Source organism: Paracoccus aestuariivivens (assembly GCF_009711225.1).
Classification (GTDB): Bacteria; Pseudomonadota; Alphaproteobacteria; order Rhodobacterales; family Rhodobacteraceae; genus Paracoccus; species Paracoccus aestuariivivens.
Genome location: NZ_WMIE01000004.1, coordinates 225,703 through 241,640, shown reverse-complemented (window position 1 = coordinate 241,640; position 15,938 = coordinate 225,703). Strand labels below are relative to the sequence as shown.

Genomic DNA, 15,938 nt, shown 5'->3' with positions numbered 1-15,938 from the left:
GTCAGCGGGTCCTTGGATCGACAAAGCGGTACACGACGTCGGAAAGCAGGTTGATGAGGATCGAAATCAGGCCGATCAGTAGCACCGCGCCCAGAACCGCGTTCATGTCGGCGTAAAACAGCGCCGCCGTCAGGTATTGCCCAAGTCCGGGCCAGCCGAAGACGGTCTCGATCAGCACCGCGCCGTCCAGCAGTCCGCAAAAAGCCAGCGTCACGACGGTCAGAAGTTGCACGCGGATATTGCGGAAAGCGTGCTTCCAGACGATCGAGGGCTGAGCCAGCCCCTTGGCGCGGGCGGTCAGGATGTATTCCTGATTCAGTTGCTCCAGCATGAAGCTGCGGCTCATCCGGCTGAGATAGGCCATGGCGGCATAGCCCAGCAGCAAAGCGGGGGCGAGGATATGGTGCAGCGCGGACCAGAACACCTCCCATTCGCGGGCAAGCATGGCGTCAAGGATCAACATGCCGGTCGGTCCCTCGACCAGACCGTCATTGTACAGGTCGATCCTGCCCCCGCCCGGAATCCAGCCCAGACCGGCATAGAAAATCAGGATGACCATCGTCCCGAGCCAGAAGATCGGGGTCGAATGTCCCATCAATCCGACAATGCGGGCCAGATGGTCGATCCACGTCCCGCGGCGCACCGCCGAGATGATTCCTAGTGGGACGCCCAGAACCGTGCCGATGGTGATCGCAAGGATCGCCAGTTCCAGCGTTGCCGGAAACACCCGCGCCAGATCGTCGACGACCTCGTTCTTGGTGACGTTCGACTGCCCGAAATCCAGATGCAGGATGTTTTGGACATAGTGCAGGAACTGGACATAGAGCGGCTGGTCCAACCCCAGATCCTGATAGACGCGATCATAGGCCGCCTGATCGAAAGTATCGCCCAGGATTGCCAGAACGGGATCGGCCGGAACCATCCGACCGATCACGAAGGTCAGCACCAAGAGACCGAACAGGGTCGTCAGGATGACGGCGACAGATGTGACCAGTTTGTGCAGCGCTTCCAGCAGCCAAAGCCACCGGTTGTCCTGCATGGTCGTCGAAACTTCGGTATCGCTCACTTCGATCTCCTGGATGCAGGCTTAGGCCTTGGTCACGGTATCCCAGCGTGTCACCCAGGTCGGGTGGCCGGTATATCCGCTGACGCGCTTGCCCACGGCCTTGACGTCGATCCGCTCGAACGAAGTCACCAGCGCGGGCGAGCAGGTCAGATATTCCTCGTTCAGGGACGAATAGATCTCGGCGCGGCGGGTCGAGTCCGTCTCGCGTGCGGCGGCGAAGACCTTTTGCTGCATGTCCTGAGGCACGTCCCATGCGGAACGCCATGCCAGAAGTCCGCTGAGTGGCGCCCCGTCGCTATTGTCCGAATTCGAGGCGTAGGATTGCAGGATCGAATGCGGATCGGGCAGGCGCTCGCCGCTGCGGGCGAAATAGATGTCGGTGGACCGCTCGCGGAATTTACCCAGATAGTCGCCGACCTGCAGATCCAGTTTGATGCCGGCCTTGGCCGCATTCGCTTGCAACGATTGCGCGAATTCGAAATAGGGCGTCCCCGATGGCAGATAGCAGGTCTTGGTGAAGCCATCCGGCAATCCGGCCTCGGCCAGCAATGCCTTGGCCTTTTCGACGTCCAGCTTATAGGGCGCACTGTCGAGAACGCCGGGCAAGCCGGTCGGAATGATGGTTTGCCGCATGACGCCGTAATAGCGCATCACGGTGCTGGCCAGTCCTTCATAGTCGATCAGGTAGCGGAATGCCTCGCGCACCTGGGGACGGGAAAGGATATCGTCCTTTTGGTTCAGAGCGATGTAGTAGAAACCGTATCCCGGGACCTTCTGGATGTTAACCGTGCCATTGCTTTCGAATCCGGCCAGATCGGTCGAGGACAAACGCGTTGCGACATCCACGTCTCCGGCTTCGAGTTGAAGCCGCTGGACCGAGGATTCCGGCATGTGGCGCATGATGACCCGCCGCATGGCCGGAGCGCCGTTCCAGTAATCCTTGTTGGCATCCACCATCAGCACGTCATTCGGGCGGAAGCTGCGCAGCGAGAACGGGCCTGATCCGGCATCCGAGGCCTGCATGAAGTTGCGGCCCATGTCGTTGTCCTGCTCTTTGCTCAGGGCAAGCTCGCGGTCAACGATGGAACAACCGGAACTGGCCAGCGACGCGAGGATCAGGTTCTTGTTCCAGACTTCGGGTGTTTCGATGACGACAGTCTGCTGGTCCGTCATGCGGATCAGCGTTTCGACGTTCTGGTCGTTGAAACCCCATTGGCGCAGGTCGATTGCGGGCGACAGCCCCAGCTTGACCAGCCGGTGCAACGACCATTCGACATCCTTCGCGGTCAGCGGGTTGCCGGAATGGAATGTCACGCCCTCACGGATCTTGAAGGTAAAGGTCTTGCCGTCCTCGGCAACCTCCCATGACGTCGCCAGTTGCGGCTTCGGTTCGGCCAGATTGTCCGGTTCGAAATAGACAAGGCGATCGTACAGGTTGGCCAGAATTTCGATGGATTCGATCTGGTTGGCCTCATGCGGGTCGACACCGCGCATGGTGGTCATGTTGGTGGCGATCACCAGTTGGTCCTGCGGCGTGGCCGCCATGGCAAATCTGACTGGCAAAGCCGATGCCACCGCCGCAGTCGCGACGCTCGCCAGAAACTGACGTCTAAGCATTGAATTTCCTCCCTCATCCATCCGACGCGTCTTTTGAGTCGACAACATCTGAGATGTGATATATCAAATTTCACAATCAACGATCCCAGTCAACCGGAGAATTCCCGCATGTTTCCAGCCGAGGCCACACTTGCGCCGCTAGATGCGATGGCGGTTGCGGGGCTGCGCGAGCATGTTCACCGCGCATTGCGGCAAGCGCTGCTGTCGGGCAGTTTCGCGCCGGGAGCGCGCTTGAACGAACGTGCCATTGCCGAGCAACTGGGTGTCAGCACCACTCCGGTCAAAGAGGCGTTACGGCTACTCGAAGCGGACGGGCTGGTGCGCACCAAGCCCCGCAGCGGCGTGATCGTGAATTTCGATTTCGCATGGGCCGAGGAAATGATCCTTGCCCGCGCCGCCATCGAATCGACCATCGCGCGGCTGGCCGCGCAGCGGATCGCGCCCGAGGACAAACCGGTACTCGCGCAGATCCTGACCGACATGGCACAAGCCACCGCCGAAAGCAGCGCCGATGATCTGGTCAGGCTGAACGAGGCATTTCACGGCCATATCCGTTCCGTCGCACGGGCGAACTACCTACGACTGCTGAACGACCGGCAGGATGTCTACGATTCCGGGGCGCGGCGGGTGATCCACTCGGATCCAGCCGAGCGGCAGCGTGGCCTAGAGGAACACACCGCCATCGGTCGCGCCGTGATCGCGCAGGATGCCGATAGCGCCGAGGCGGCGATGAAGGCGCATGTGTTGCGTGCGGGCGAAAGTTATCTCGATCTTGTTTTCAGAAAGAATAAGGACTGACATCGTGACGAAGGACATCCAGTCGATCCGCCAGACCCTGACCGGGATCTCCGGCGTGCCCGTGACCCCCTATGACGCCAGCGGCGCAATCAACGAAAAGCTGCTGTCTAAGCTGATCGCAGGGCTAGCCGGGGCGGGAATCCACAACCTGATGGCGGCGGGAAATACGGGCGAATTTTTCTCGCTCTCGCTCGATGAGATCCGCCGCGTCCACGCGGTGACGGCCGAGGCAGCCGGAGGCAGGGCGCTGGTCAGCGCCGCAGTCGGTCGCTCTTTGGTCGAGGCCAAGGCACTGGCCCGCGACGCCATCTCTGCCGGTTGCGGGGCGATCATGTCGCATCATCCGATGGACCCTTTCGCCGGACCTGCGGCGCAGGTCGATTACTTCCTGTCACTGGCCGATGCGGCGACAGTGCCGGTGATCGCCTATGTGCGCACCGATACATTCTCGGTCGGGGATTTCCGCAGGCTTGGCGCACACGAGAACATCGCCGGTGTGAAATTCGCCTCGGGCAACCTGATGCTGCTCGCCGATGTGATCCGGCAGACCAAGGACCTACCGACGATCTGGGTCTGCGGGCTGGCCGAGGCTTGGGCTCCGGCGTTTTACGCAATTGGCGCGCAGGGCTTCACTTCGGGCTTCGTGAACGTATTCCCGCAGATTTCCCTATCGGTTCATGCTGCCCTGACCCGCGGCGATTACCCCGCCGCCCGCGAACTGATCGACCGTTTCGCCGGTTTCGAGGAGTTGCGCACGCATTACCGCAACGGCTCGAACGTGACGGTGGTCAAAGAGGCGTTGGCGATCCTTGGCCACGAGGTCGGCGCGGTTCGTCTGCCGGGTGTCCCGAAACTGGCCCCAACCGAGCGGCGCGAGTTGGAAGCCATCATTCAGGCGCAGATGGCGCTGGCCTGATCAGATCACAGCCTGCTCTCCCGGATCGAAAGATCCGGGCGTTCGAAAAACGACTTCTGCAACTCAAGGCCTAGGCCTGGGGCCTCGGTCGGATAGACATAGCCGTTTTCGATCTTGGGTAGCTCGGTGACCAGTTCCAGATACCAGCCGCGATAGAATGCACGGACGGACTCCTGGATCAGGGTGTTCGGCTGGCTGAAACTCATCTGGATTGCGGCGGCGAACCCGACCGGCCCGATGCAGTCATGGGGGGCGACGGGGCGGTGATAGGTGTCGGCCATGGCTGCGATCTTGCGACCTTCGGTCAGTCCGCCAGTCCAGCAAAGATCGGCCATGACGACATGTGTCGCATCGCGGTCCAGATAGTCCTTATAGGCAAAGCGCGTGCCCAAAGTTTCCGAGGCACAGGTCCAGACATTTGTCGTGGAAGCGAATTCCGCCAGAGCCTGCGCGTTGTTCATCCGGATCGGGTCTTCGAACCATGTCGGATTGAAGGCGGCGACCTCGATGGCGATGCGCTTGGCTGCGGGCAGGCTCCACAGGCTGTGCATTTCCAGCATGATCTCCATGCGGTCGCCGACGGCCTTGCGGATTTCCTCGAATGGACGCAGCGCGGTGCGCATTCCTTCGGCGCTGATATGCTGGCCGCGAAACTCGGCGGCATGGGGATCGAACGGCCAGATTTTAATCGCCGAGATCCCGCTTTCAAGCAGGCTTTCGGCCAGTTCGGCGGGCCTGCTCATGAAGGCGTCCAGATCCTCGAACGGTCATTCGCCGCTCTTCAGATCCCAGTTCGAAACCGGACGGATGTTGTTGCTGCGGACATAGCGCGTTCCGGCGCAGGTGTTGTAGATGCGGACCTTGTCCCAACATTGCCCGCCCAGCATACGCCAGACCGGCTGGCCGCAAACCTTGCCCAGAATGTCCCAAAGCGCGATGTCGATTGCCGATGTCGCGCGAAACTCGACTCCGGTCGAGGCCTGTGCCATCGGCAGGTTGGTCATTTCCTTGTTCAGATGCTCGATATCCAGCGGGTTCTGACCCAGCAGCCGGATCTACAGGGTGTTGTGAATATGGGCCTCGACGGCTTCGGCACCGTAGAACGTCTCTCCCAGACCGGTAATGCCCGCATCGGTTTCGACATGAACCCAAAGCACGTTCGAGAATTCGTCGCAGCGGAACGTGCGGATGGCGGTGATTTTCATGGGAGGCTCCCGAAAAAAGGTCGGGCCGACAAGGCGGCCCGACAAGTCGGGGGGAAGGGACAAGGGGCAAACGCACGGCATTCAACCGCGCCGATGCATTGGCCGCGCCACCTTGGGTCGCGCGGCCGACAGGGTCAGTTTTTGGCGCGGATTTCGGCCAGTTTCTTTTGCACGTTGTCGACAACGTCCTCGCCGATCTCGGCCTTGTGCTTTTCGTAGACGATTTGCGACTTCTCGAGCATGCGGGCCTGTTCTTCGGGCGTGATCGTGTTGAACTTGAGGCCAGCCGCTTCGACCTTGGCCAACGAGGCCTTGTTCAGTTCTTGAATAACCTTGCGCTCTTCGTCGCGACCGACGGCGGCGCAGTCACGCAGGGCTTGCTGTTCCTCGGGCGAGTAGGTGTTGAAGATCGCCTTCGAGAACAGGAACAGGAACGGCGTGTAGGCGTGCTTGGTCTCGGAGACGTAGGACTGGACCTCGTAGAATTTCGAGGTGTCGAGCGTCACATAGGGGTTTTCCTGCGCGTCGATCGCCTTGGTTTCCAGCGCCGAGAAGACCTCGCCAAAGGCCATCGGCGTCGCGTTCGCGCCGAAGTTAGAGAAGCTGTCGAGGAAGATGTTGTTCTGCATCACGCGCAGTTTCAGACCTTCGAAGTCTTCCCATTTGGTGATCGGCAACTTCGAGTTCGAGACGTTGCGGAAGCCGTTTTCCCAATAGGCGAGGTTCACGAGGCCCGCAGCGTCCAGTTTCTCGTTCAGGAAATCACCGAACTCGCCGTCCATGACTTCGTAGGCTTCTTCGTTGCTGCGGAACAAGAACGGCAGGTCGAAGACGCCCAATGCCGGGACGATGCCGACCAGCGGCGAGGAGGAAGTCACGACCGCCTCTTGCACGCCCGAGCGCAGGGCTTGGGTGGCTTGCAGGTCGCCGCCAAGCGCGCCGCCCCAGAAACCGGTCATCTTCATCTTGCCGCCGGTCTTTTCGTCCAGACAGACCTGCATGGCCTTCATGCCGTTATTGACGGGGTGGTCCTCGTTGATGCCGTTCGAGACGCGGAAGTTGCGGTCCTGGAACTCGGCCATGGCGGGGGTGGCGGCGCCGAGAACGGTCGAGACCAGCAACACGGCCTTGAGTGCAGAGCTTTTCATTTGGTTTCCTCCCAGATGATGGAAAAGCAGTGATTAGTAGAGCCAGCTTGCCGGAACGGTGATGAGTTCCGGGAACAGCACGAAGATGAACAAGACTAGTACTTCGGCGATCAGGAACGGCCAGACGCCGGTGATCACTTTGCCTAAGGGGATCTTGCCGACGCCGCTGACCACGTTCAGCACCACGCCGACGGGCGGGGTCAGCAGACCGATGCAGCAGTTCATGATGAACATGACGCCAAAGTAGATCGGGTCGATGCCGGCCTTGACGACGATCGGCAGCAGCACCGGCGTCAGGATCAGGATTGTCGGCGTCAGGTCCAGCGCGGTGCCCACGATCAGGATCAGGACCATGATCGCAGCCATCAGCAGCTTCGGATTGTCGATCAGCGGCTCGATATATTTGGTGATCTCGTTCGGGATGTTCGCCGCCGTGATCAGCCAGGCCGAAACCAGCGCCGCGCAGACAAGGAACATGATCGCTGCCGTGGTCCGGCCAGCTGACAGCAGCACGGCGGGCAGTTGCGACAGCTTCAGTTCGCGGTACACGAACAGGCCCACGAACAGCGCGTAGAAGGCGGCGACGACGGCGGCCTCGGTGGGGGTGACGACGCCCATCTTGATGCCGCCAAGGATGATGACCGGCATGCCAAGCGCCCAGATCGCACGGGACGCGGCGCGGCCACGCTCGGCCCAGCTGGCCTTCGGTAGGGTTTCGACATTGTCCTTACCGGCGACGATGGTCCAGGTGATCATCAGGACAACGCCCATCAGAATGCCCGGTACGACGCCCGCCATGAACAGTTTCGAGATCGAGACGTTCGCAGCAACGCCGAAGACGATGAAGGCCATCGAGGGCGGAATGACCGGCGCGATGACGCCACCCGCAGCGATCAGGCCCGCCGAACGCGGCACGTTATAGCCCGCCTTGGCCATCATCGGGATCAGGATCGCGGCCAGCGCCGCGGTATCAGCAGCCGCCGAACCCGAGATCGAGGCCATGATGATTGCGGCGAAGATCGCCACGAAGCCAAGGCCGCCACGGATATGGCCGACACAAGCGATCGAGAAGTCGATGATGCGCTTGGAGAGGCCACCCGCATTCATCAGCTCGCCCGCGAGGACGAAGAAGGGAATGGCCAGCAGCGTGAAGGTATCCGCGCCGATCATCATGTTCTGGGCAATGATCTGGGTGTTGAACATGCCCATATAGGTCATCAGCATGACGCCGCAGAAGATCAGCGCGAAGGCAACCGGAACGCCGATGGACATTGCGCCGATGAGCGAGACGATAAAGACGATCAGGGTCATAGCGCCCGCTCCGAGAGTTCTTCGATGGAATGGCGCTCACCGGCGAAGGCGGCGATCTCGGCGTCGCTGACATTGCCCGTTATCAGGCGGATCAGACGCTCGGCGGTGATTAGGATGATGCAGGTCGCGGTGAACAGACCCGTGCCATAGACCCATGACATCGGGATGCCCGAGACCGGCGCGGTCATCGAATTGTTGATCGGAAGCTGCTTCCAGGTGCCGATGAACAACACTGCCGAGCAACCGATGATCATCAGGTCCGACAGCCCCATCATCAGCTTGCGTCCGCCCTTGCCGAGCATGGCGACAAAGGTCTCCATCCCCATATGCAGGTTGTGGCGATGGGCCACGACGGCACCGATGAAGGTCAGCCAGACGAAGAAGAAGCGCGACAGCTCCTCGGTCACCGGAATGCCCGAGTTCATGGCGTAGCGCATGACGACATTGACGAAGACCATCACCGCCATCCCGCCGATCAAGACGACAAGCACGATGTCGAGCAGGCGATAGAACAGGTCGATCGCGGATTTGACCATTGTCAGACCTTCTCTCCCAGGCCGCGCGCCACAAGGTTGCGCAGCAGTTCGCGGGTCCCGAAGACCCATTCCGGACAAACGTCGGAACGGTCGACCCAGTTCACCAGACGCCCGAGTTTCGGGGTCGCGATCTCGACGCGGTCGCCGATCTCATGGGTGAAGCCTTGCCCCGCGCCGCGCCGGTCCTTGACGGGCGCGAACATGGTGCCAAGGAACAGCACCGCGCCGTCCGGGTATTGGTGCGAGCGGTTGCGCATCTGCCCGACCAGATCGGCGGGCTTGCGGCTGATCGCGGCAAGGGGGCTTTCACCTGTCATCTCGAACCCGTCCTCGCCTTGCACCAGCAGGGTGACGACGGCCTGCTCGACCGTGGCAAGGGTGAAGTCGCCATCGAACAGTCGGATGAACGGCCCGATCGAGCACGAGGCGTTGTTGTCCTTGGCCTTGCCCAGCAGCAGGGCCGAGCGGCCCTCGACATCGCGCAGGTTCACGTCATTGCCCAAGGTCGCGCCAAGGATGGTGCCGTCCGAGCGGGTGACCATGACCACTTCCGGCTCGGGGTTGTTCCATTCGGAAATCGGGTGCAGGCCGACCTTGTCGCCGCAGCCGACCGAGGACATCGGCTGCGCCTTGGTGAAGATCTCGGCGTCGGGGCCGATGCCTACTTCCAGATATTGCGACCACAGGTTCATTTCCTGCAGCAAGGCTTTTACTTGCGCGGCCTTCTCGGACCCGGCGGCGACGCCGCGCAGGCTTTCCCCGATGACCGGAGCAAGACGGGCGCGGATTTCGTTGGCGCGGGCGCTGTCGCCGCGGGCCTGTTCCTCGATCACGCGCTCCAGCATGCTGTCGGCGAAAGTCACGCCTGCTGCCTTGACGGCCTGCAGGTCGATCGGGGCCAGAAGGCGGCCGGCCGAGCCGTTCAGGAAGTCGTCGAGCGCGCCCAGATCGGGGAGATCGCTTGAGGCCAGCACAGCTAGCAGGTCGTCACGTTCCAGCAGGGTCGAGACCGTGGCGGCGATCTGGCTGAGGTCCAGAACGCGGCCATTCTTCAGCGTGACGGGGCAGGGGCCGTTTGCCGCACTCGACCAGACCCGACCGATCAGGACTGCGTTTTCGGCGTCGACGGGCAGAATACCGTCCGCCTTCAACAGTTGAGTTGAAGTCAATGCAACCTCCCATTCTCTCGCGACGCCTCCACGCGCCGCGCCGACACGTCATGGTGTCAGACAACATTATGACCCGATGATTAACGGCAGGGAACTTTTCTGTCCACAGACAAATCGGCGGGCGGTGGAATTAATTATCTGATTAATTAACCTGCGGATTCAGCCGAAGAATTCCAGCTCCAACCCGACCCGATGGGCCGATCCTTTCAGGTGGCGGCGCATGGCGTCGCGGGCCGCGTGGGCGTCCTGGGTCAGAATCGCATCGCGGATCGCGCCGTGTTCTTCGATGGTGATGGCCATGATCTCGTCGAACATGATCGCCTCGCGGGCGGTCACGATGGCATGGCCGACGCGGTCGGCGACGGCGCTGATGAATTGGTCGAAGTAGTGATTGCCGGTCGCCAGTGCGATGATGCGGTGGAATTCCAGATCCGCCGCGACCCCTTCGGTGTTCCAGTCGATCGAGGAATTCATCTTGGCCAGCGCCGCGTCAAGCATCTGCATTTGCTCGTCCGAGCGATGCAATGCAGCTAGGCCTGCCGCTTCGATCTCCAGCGGCACGCGCAATTGGTAAAGATCGGTGAAGGCGTGCTTGTCCATCTGCCCACCATCGCCCAACCGGATATGGCGGGCCTGACGTTCGATGACGAAAGCCCCGATGCCCTGACGGGTTTCGACAAGGCCTTCGTTGCGCAGTTGCGCGATGGCCTCGCGGATGACCGTGCGGCTGACGCCGAAAGTCTGCGACAGAGCGTGCTCGGTCGGCAGCTTGTCGCCGGGCTTGATGTCGCCGCGATGGATGCGCTCGGCGAATTGCGCGGCGATGCGCGCGGGCAGATGCTCGTTCCGCGCGATCTGCCTGAATCCCTGAACCATGGTTTCTCCCCCCAATTTTTGCCCCGAGCTTTGTCAGGTCCGGTCGATCTGGCAACCGGGATTCATTGTCCAGAGCGGATCGACGGCATTCTTGATCGCCAGCAATAGCTGACGCCGCGTCTCGGGCAGACGTTCGACAAAATCGGGTTTCTTGAGGCGGCCGATGCCATGTTCGGCGCTGATCGAGCCGTTGAAGCGGTCCAATACCGCATTCACCAGCTTCTTCGATTTCAGGATCTGGGCGTCCACGCTGTCTTCACCCAGCGAGAGGTCGGGAAGCACATTCAGGTGGACGTTGCCGTCGCCGACATGGCCGTAGGACACGCAAACCGCGCCAGGCATTTCGGCCAGAACCGCTGCCTCGGCCTCGGCCACGAAATCGGCCAGGCGCGAGAGCGGGACCGAGATATCGGTCCGCATATGCTTGCCGCGTTTGGCTTGGCCTTCGTTCATGCCCTCGCGGATCAGCCAGATGTTCTTGGCCTGCGCTTGCGATTGGGCGATGACGCCATCGACGACCAGCCCGTCCTCCATCGCAGATTCAAGGAAACGCGCCATCAGGTCGTCGATATCGACAAGGCCCGAGCCGGAAATCTCGACCAGCGCATAGGCCGGATGCTCCGGCGCGATGGGCAGCTGAAGATCGGGGATGCCCTCCTGCGCCAGTTGGAAGGCGAGGGGGGGCATGAATTCAAAGGCCGACATCAGGTCGCAGCATTGGCGGCGGGCACGGCGGTAAAGCTCGATCGCGTCGGGCAGCGAGTTCAGCGCCAGAAGGGCGGTCGCGACGTGTTCGGGCTGCGGCAGCAGCTTGACCGAGACGGCGGTGATAATGCCCAGCGTCCCCTCGGCCCCGATGAAAAGCTGCTTCAGGTCGATGCCGCGATTGTCCTTACGCAGGCTCGACAGCCCGTCAAAGACCGAGCCGTCGGGCAGCACGACTTCCAATCCCAGCACCAGTTCGCGTGTCATGCCATAGCGCAGGACGTTCACCCCGCCCGCATTGGTCGAGACATTGCCACCGATCTGGCAGCTGCCCTGCGCGCCAAGCGCCAGCGGGAAGAACAGGCCCTGTTTCGCGGCCTCGTCCTTGAAAGCCTCCAGCACGACGCCCGCCTCGATCACTGCCGAGAAATCATCGGCGTCGATCTGGCGGATGCGGGTCATGCGCTCCAGCGTCAGGACGACCTGATCTTCCGGCGCATCGGGGACGCCCCCCAGCACGAGGCCCGTGCGGCCGCCTTGCGGGATTATGCCCAGACCCAGTTCGGCGCAGGCGCGGACGCCGGCCGAGACCTCGGCAGTATCGCGCGGACGCAGCACCGCAACCGCGCCGCTTTGGACATCGCCATGCCAGTCGCGGCAATATTCCGCCATTTCCGCGCCGGTCAGGACGATGTCGCCAAGGGTCGCGCGCAGACGCTCGGCCAGCGCAACGCTGGTCCCTAGCAGATCTTGTTCCATGTCGTGACCCTCCCGGTCGCCTGTGGCGTGAAAACGGCTTGCATCATACAGAGATCAGGTTATCAGACAACCATATAAATCCGGTTCGATTGAGTCGGAAGGAGGAGGACAACATGCATATTCTGATCATTGGCGCGGCCGGCATGGTGGGGCGCAAGCTGACGCAACGGCTGGTGGCCGAGGGCGGGCTGGGCGGGCGCGCGATCGACGCGCTGACGCTGGTCGATGTCTTTGCCCCTGAAGCGCCTGCGGGCTTTACCGGCAAGGTGTCCTGCCTGACCGCCGACCTGTCCGATGCCGGAACGGCGGAAAAGCTGATCGCTACACGTCCCGACGTGATCTATCATCTGGCCGCTATCGTCTCGGGCGAGGCCGAGCTTGATTTCGAAAAGGGCTACCGCATCAACCTTGACGGCACGCGGGCGCTGTTCGACGCGATCCGTTTGGCGCAGGCTGAGGATGGCTACCGTCCGCGTGTGGTCTTTGCATCAAGCATCGCGGTGGTCGGCGCGCCGCTGCCCTTCCCGATCCCCGACGATTTCCACACCACGCCGCTGACCAGCTATGGCACGCAAAAGGCGATGAGCGAGCTGTTGCTGGCCGATTACTCGCGCCGTGGTTTCTTTGACGGCATTGGCATCCGCCTGCCCACGGTCTGCATCCGTCCCGGCAAGCCGAATGCGGCGGCCTCGGGCTTCTTCTCGAACATCCTGCGTGAACCGCTGGTCGGGCAGGAGGCCGTGCTGCCGGTCCCGGAATCGATCCGCCACTGGCACACCTCGCCACGCTCGGCGGTGGGCTTCATGCTGCATGCCGCGACCATCGACGTTGATCTGGTCGGCCCGCGCCGCAACCTGTCGATGCCGGGGCTTAGCGCCACGGTTGGCGAGCAGATCGAGGCTTTGCGCCGCATCGCGGGCGACAAGGCCGTGAACCTGATCCGCCGCGAACCGAACGAGATGATCATGCGCATGTGCGAAGGCTGGGCTCCGGGCTTCGAGGCCAAGCGCGCCCGCGAACTGGGCTTCACCGCTGAATCGAGCTTCGACGAGATCATCCGCGTCCATATCGAGGACGAGCTGGGCGGCCAGCTGTGAGCGGCGTGAAGATCGCATTTCTGGGCACCGGGCTGATGGGCGCGCCGATGGTGCGCCGTCTGCTTGGGGCCGGTTTCGAGGTGACGGTTTGGAACCGCGCGCCGGAAAAGGCGCAGGCGTTGGCCCAAGACGGGGCGGTGGTCGCGATGGATCCGGTTCAGGCCGTGGTCGGGGCGGATGTGGTCTTCACCATGCTGTCGGACGGGCACGCCGTCGCGGATGTGATCTTTGCCAAGGGCGTGGCCGAAAACCTGCGCTCTGGTGCGGTGGTCATCGACACCTCGTCTATCGCGCCGCATATGGCGCGTGAGCATGCCGAGGCTTTGGCGAGTCGCGGCATTGCTCATGTCGATTGCCCCGTTTCGGGCGGCGTGGTCGGGGCTGAGGCGGGGACGCTGGCCCTGATGGCGGGCGGCGATTCCGCGGTGATCGCGGGCCTTGCTCCGATCTTCGCGGCGCTTGGCCGCGTGACCCATGTCGGGCCGTCCGGCGCGGGGCAGGTCTGCAAGCTGGCGAACCAGCAGATCGTCGCCGTGACCATCGGTGCCGTGGCCGAGGCGATGATGCTGGTGCAGGCCGGCGGCGCGGATCGCGCGAAATTTCGCGACGCGATCCGGGGCGGTTTTGCCGAAAGCCGTATTCTGGAACTGCATGGCGCGCGGATGGTGGAACGCAACTTCGCGCCCGGCGGGCCGTCGCGGCTGCAACTCAAGGATCTGAACGCGGTTGCGGACCTTGCCGAAGCGGCAAATCTGACCCTGCCCTTGACAGAGGCGGTGCGAGAGGGCTTCACCCAATTCGTCGCCTCGGGCCATGGCGACACGGATCACAGCGGGCTACTGCTGCATCTAGAAAGACTGAACGGAGCCATCCCTGCGGAGGAGAGCAAATGACCTCGGACCAACCCAAACGCCGCCTGCGCTCGCAGGACTGGTTCGACAATCCCGACCATGCCGACATGACCGCGCTGTACCTCGAGCGCTTCATGAACTACGGCACCACGCCCGAGGAACTGCGTTCCGGCAAGCCGATCATCGGCATTGCGCAATCGGGCAGCGACCTGAACCCCTGCAACCGCCACCATCTGGATCTGGCCAAGCGCGTGCGCGACGGCATCCGCGATGCGGGCGGGATTCCGATCGAGTTTCCTTCGCATCCGCTGTTCGAGAACTGCAAGCGCCCGACCGCGGCACTGGACCGCAACCTCGCCTATATGGGTCTGGTCGAACTGCTTTACGGCTATCCCTTTGACGGCGTCGTGCTGACGACGGGCTGCGACAAGACCACGCCCTCGGCGCTGATGGCGGCGGCGACGGTGGATATTCCGGCGATCGTCCTGTCGGGCGGCCCGATGCTGGACGGCTGGCATGATGGCGAGCTGGTCGGTTCCGGCACCGTCATCTGGCGCTCGCGCCGGAAATATGCGGCAGGCGAAATCACGCGTGAGGAGTTCCTTGAGGCGGCGCTGGATTCGGCCCCCTCGGTCGGCCATTGCAACACCATGGGCACGGCATCGACGATGAACGCGATCGCCGAAGCGCTTGGAATGTCGCTGACCGGCTGCGCTGCGATCCCCGCCGCTTATCGTCAGCGCGGCCAAATGTCCTACCGCACCGGTCGCCGCGCGGTGGAGCTGGTGCTCGAGGATATCCGCCCCTCGGACATCTTGACGCGCGAGGCCTTCCTGAACGCGATCCGGGTGAACTCGGCGATTGGCGGCTCGACCAATGCCCAGCCGCATATCATGGCGATGGCGAAGCACGCCGGCGTCGATCTGCGCCCCGAGGATTGGCAGGCTTACGGCTATGACATTCCGCTGCTGGCGAACGTCCAGCCTGCGGGGGCCTATCTGGGCGAGCGGTTCCACCGCGCGGGCGGCGTTCCGGCGATCATGTGGGAGTTGCTGCAGGCCGGGAAGCTGGACGGCGATTGCCCGACGGTCAGCGGCGCGACCATGGCCGAGAACCTCGAAGGCCGCGAGGCCACCGACCGCGAGGTGATCAAGCCCTATGCCGAGCCGATGATGGAGCGCGCGGGTTTCTTCGTCCTCAAGGGCAACCTGTTCGATTTCGCGATCATGAAAACCTCGGTGATCTCCGCCGATTTCCGCGCCCGCTATCTGTCAGAGCCGGGTCGCGAGGGGATTTTCGAGGGCAAGGCCTTTGTCTTTGACGGGTCCGAGGATTACCACGCCCGCATCAACGATCCTTCGCTGGGCATTGACGAGCGGTCCATTCTGGTCATCCGCGGCGCAGGCCCGCTGGGCTGGCCGGGTTCGGCCGAGGTGGTGAACATGCAGCCGCCGGATCACCTGATCAAGCGCGGTATCACCAGCCTGCCGACCTTGGGCGACGGGCGGCAATCGGGGACGGCGGACAGCCCTTCGATCCTGAACGCCTCGCCGGAAAGTGCTGCTGGCGGCGGTTTGGCTTGGATCAGGACGGACGATATCATCCGTCTGGACCTGAATGCGGGCACTTGCGACATGCTGGTGGATGAGGCCGAGATCACCCGCCGCAAGGCTGATGGCATCCCCGCTGTTCCACCCTCGCGCACGCCGTGGCAGCGGATTTATCGCGAGACGGTGACGCAGTTGGAGGACGGCGCGACCATTCGCGGGGCCGAGGATTTCCAACGGATTTCCACCACGCCGCCGCGCCACAACCACTGATAGATCGTCAGGAAACGAAATGCGTTCACCCCCGCCTCGGATGAGGTCGGGGGTGTTTGTACAT

At 62.5% G+C, this 15,938-nt stretch carries 16 protein-coding genes; 5 read left to right on the top strand and 11 right to left on the bottom strand.

Features of this window, described 5'->3' with window-relative positions:
- Position 1: 1 nt before the first annotated feature.
- The gene (locus tag GL286_RS09995) at positions 2–1,066 is read right to left on the bottom strand and encodes an ABC transporter permease (protein ID WP_343038871.1); all 1,065 of its coding nucleotides are present in this window, start codon (positions 1,064–1,066) and stop codon (positions 2–4) included.
- A gap of 21 nt (positions 1,067–1,087) precedes the next feature.
- Positions 1,088–2,683, bottom strand: a complete 1,596-nt coding sequence (locus GL286_RS09990) for an ABC transporter substrate-binding protein (protein WP_155095408.1) — start codon at positions 2,681–2,683, stop codon at positions 1,088–1,090.
- Positions 2,684–2,791: 108 nt separating this feature from the next.
- Between GL286_RS09990 and GL286_RS09985 the strand changes: the two genes are divergently transcribed.
- Complete coding sequence (locus GL286_RS09985; RefSeq protein WP_155095407.1) at positions 2,792–3,481, top strand: GntR family transcriptional regulator; 690 nt, start codon at positions 2,792–2,794, stop codon at positions 3,479–3,481.
- Positions 3,482–3,485: 4 nt separating this feature from the next.
- Positions 3,486–4,397 carry a dihydrodipicolinate synthase family protein gene (locus GL286_RS09980; protein WP_211596254.1) on the top strand — a complete coding sequence of 304 codons (912 nt, stop codon included), beginning with the start codon at positions 3,486–3,488 and terminating at the stop codon, positions 4,395–4,397.
- Positions 4,398–4,402: 5 nt separating this feature from the next.
- Here GL286_RS09980 and GL286_RS22495 read toward each other — a convergent pair whose 3' ends face one another.
- The 9 genes from GL286_RS22495 to GL286_RS09945 form a co-directional block, all read right to left on the bottom strand.
- Positions 4,403–5,140: a mandelate racemase/muconate lactonizing enzyme family protein gene (locus GL286_RS22495; RefSeq protein ID WP_246184900.1), complete on the bottom strand. Its 738-nt coding sequence runs from the start codon at positions 5,138–5,140 to the stop codon at positions 4,403–4,405.
- 24 nt (positions 5,141–5,164) lie between these two features.
- Positions 5,165–5,443, bottom strand: coding sequence for an enolase-like domain-containing protein (locus GL286_RS22490; protein ID WP_281352111.1), 279 nt, complete (start codon positions 5,441–5,443; stop codon positions 5,165–5,167).
- A gap of 9 nt (positions 5,444–5,452) precedes the next feature.
- Positions 5,453–5,602, bottom strand: a complete 150-nt coding sequence (locus GL286_RS22485) for a hypothetical protein (RefSeq protein ID WP_246184898.1) — start codon at positions 5,600–5,602, stop codon at positions 5,453–5,455.
- A gap of 134 nt (positions 5,603–5,736) precedes the next feature.
- The gene (locus tag GL286_RS09970; protein WP_155095405.1) at positions 5,737–6,750 is read right to left on the bottom strand and encodes a DctP family TRAP transporter solute-binding subunit; all 1,014 of its coding nucleotides are present in this window, start codon (positions 6,748–6,750) and stop codon (positions 5,737–5,739) included.
- 33 nt (positions 6,751–6,783) lie between these two features.
- Complete coding sequence (locus GL286_RS09965) at positions 6,784–8,061, bottom strand: TRAP transporter large permease (RefSeq protein WP_155095404.1); 1,278 nt, start codon at positions 8,059–8,061, stop codon at positions 6,784–6,786.
- Positions 8,058–8,597, bottom strand: a complete 540-nt coding sequence (locus GL286_RS09960) for a TRAP transporter small permease (RefSeq protein ID WP_155095403.1) — start codon at positions 8,595–8,597, stop codon at positions 8,058–8,060. Before GL286_RS09960 ends, GL286_RS09965 begins: the two co-directional genes overlap by 4 nt.
- Before the next feature lie 2 nt (positions 8,598–8,599).
- Complete coding sequence (locus tag GL286_RS09955) at positions 8,600–9,766, bottom strand: fumarylacetoacetate hydrolase family protein (RefSeq protein ID WP_155095402.1); 1,167 nt, start codon at positions 9,764–9,766, stop codon at positions 8,600–8,602.
- Between the two features lie 159 nt (positions 9,767–9,925).
- Positions 9,926–10,642 (bottom strand): FadR/GntR family transcriptional regulator, encoded by a 717-nt coding sequence (locus GL286_RS09950; RefSeq protein ID WP_155095401.1) that lies wholly within the window; start codon positions 10,640–10,642, stop codon positions 9,926–9,928.
- Between the two features lie 33 nt (positions 10,643–10,675).
- A complete protein-coding gene (locus tag GL286_RS09945; RefSeq protein WP_155095400.1) occupies positions 10,676–12,106 on the bottom strand; it encodes an FAD-binding oxidoreductase in 1,431 nt (476 codons plus the stop codon).
- Positions 12,107–12,219: 113 nt separating this feature from the next.
- Between GL286_RS09945 and denD the strand changes: the two genes are divergently transcribed.
- Genes denD through GL286_RS09930 form a run of 3 tightly spaced genes read left to right on the top strand, consistent with a single transcriptional unit; the run spans position 12,220 to position 15,874 of the window.
- The gene (denD, locus tag GL286_RS09940; protein ID WP_155095399.1) at positions 12,220–13,203 is read left to right on the top strand and encodes a D-erythronate dehydrogenase; all 984 of its coding nucleotides are present in this window, start codon (positions 12,220–12,222) and stop codon (positions 13,201–13,203) included.
- Positions 13,204–13,208: 5 nt separating this feature from the next.
- On the top strand, positions 13,209–14,096 hold the full coding sequence (locus GL286_RS09935; RefSeq protein ID WP_343038869.1) for an NAD(P)-dependent oxidoreductase: 888 nt from the start codon (positions 13,209–13,211) through the stop codon (positions 14,094–14,096).
- Positions 14,093–15,874: an IlvD/Edd family dehydratase gene (locus GL286_RS09930; protein WP_155095398.1), complete on the top strand. Its 1,782-nt coding sequence runs from the start codon at positions 14,093–14,095 to the stop codon at positions 15,872–15,874. The genes GL286_RS09935 and GL286_RS09930 overlap by 4 nt, the downstream gene beginning before the upstream one ends.
- Positions 15,875–15,938: the final 64 nt, after the last annotated feature.

Bases quoted from the DNA above. Each gene is read 5' to 3' on its own strand.
- GL286_RS09930 (WP_155095398.1), top strand. From the start codon at position 14,093: ATGACCTCGGACCAACCCAAACGCCGCCTGCGCTCGCAGGACTGGTTC.
- GL286_RS09990 (WP_155095408.1), bottom strand. From the start codon at position 2,683: ATGCTTAGACGTCAGTTTCTGGCGAGCGTCGCGACTGCGGCGGTGGCA.
- GL286_RS09945 (WP_155095400.1), bottom strand. From the start codon at position 12,106: ATGGAACAAGATCTGCTAGGGACCAGCGTTGCGCTGGCCGAGCGTCTG.
- GL286_RS22495 (WP_246184900.1), bottom strand. From the start codon at position 5,140: ATGAGCAGGCCCGCCGAACTGGCCGAAAGCCTGCTTGAAAGCGGGATC.
- GL286_RS09985 (WP_155095407.1), top strand. From the start codon at position 2,792: ATGTTTCCAGCCGAGGCCACACTTGCGCCGCTAGATGCGATGGCGGTT.
- GL286_RS09960 (WP_155095403.1), bottom strand. From the start codon at position 8,597: ATGGTCAAATCCGCGATCGACCTGTTCTATCGCCTGCTCGACATCGTG.
- GL286_RS09950 (WP_155095401.1), bottom strand. From the start codon at position 10,642: ATGGTTCAGGGATTCAGGCAGATCGCGCGGAACGAGCATCTGCCCGCG.
- denD (WP_155095399.1), top strand. From the start codon at position 12,220: ATGCATATTCTGATCATTGGCGCGGCCGGCATGGTGGGGCGCAAGCTG.
- GL286_RS09965 (WP_155095404.1), bottom strand. From the start codon at position 8,061: ATGACCCTGATCGTCTTTATCGTCTCGCTCATCGGCGCAATGTCCATC.
- GL286_RS22485 (WP_246184898.1), bottom strand. From the start codon at position 5,602: ATGAAAATCACCGCCATCCGCACGTTCCGCTGCGACGAATTCTCGAAC.
- GL286_RS09970 (WP_155095405.1), bottom strand. From the start codon at position 6,750: ATGAAAAGCTCTGCACTCAAGGCCGTGTTGCTGGTCTCGACCGTTCTC.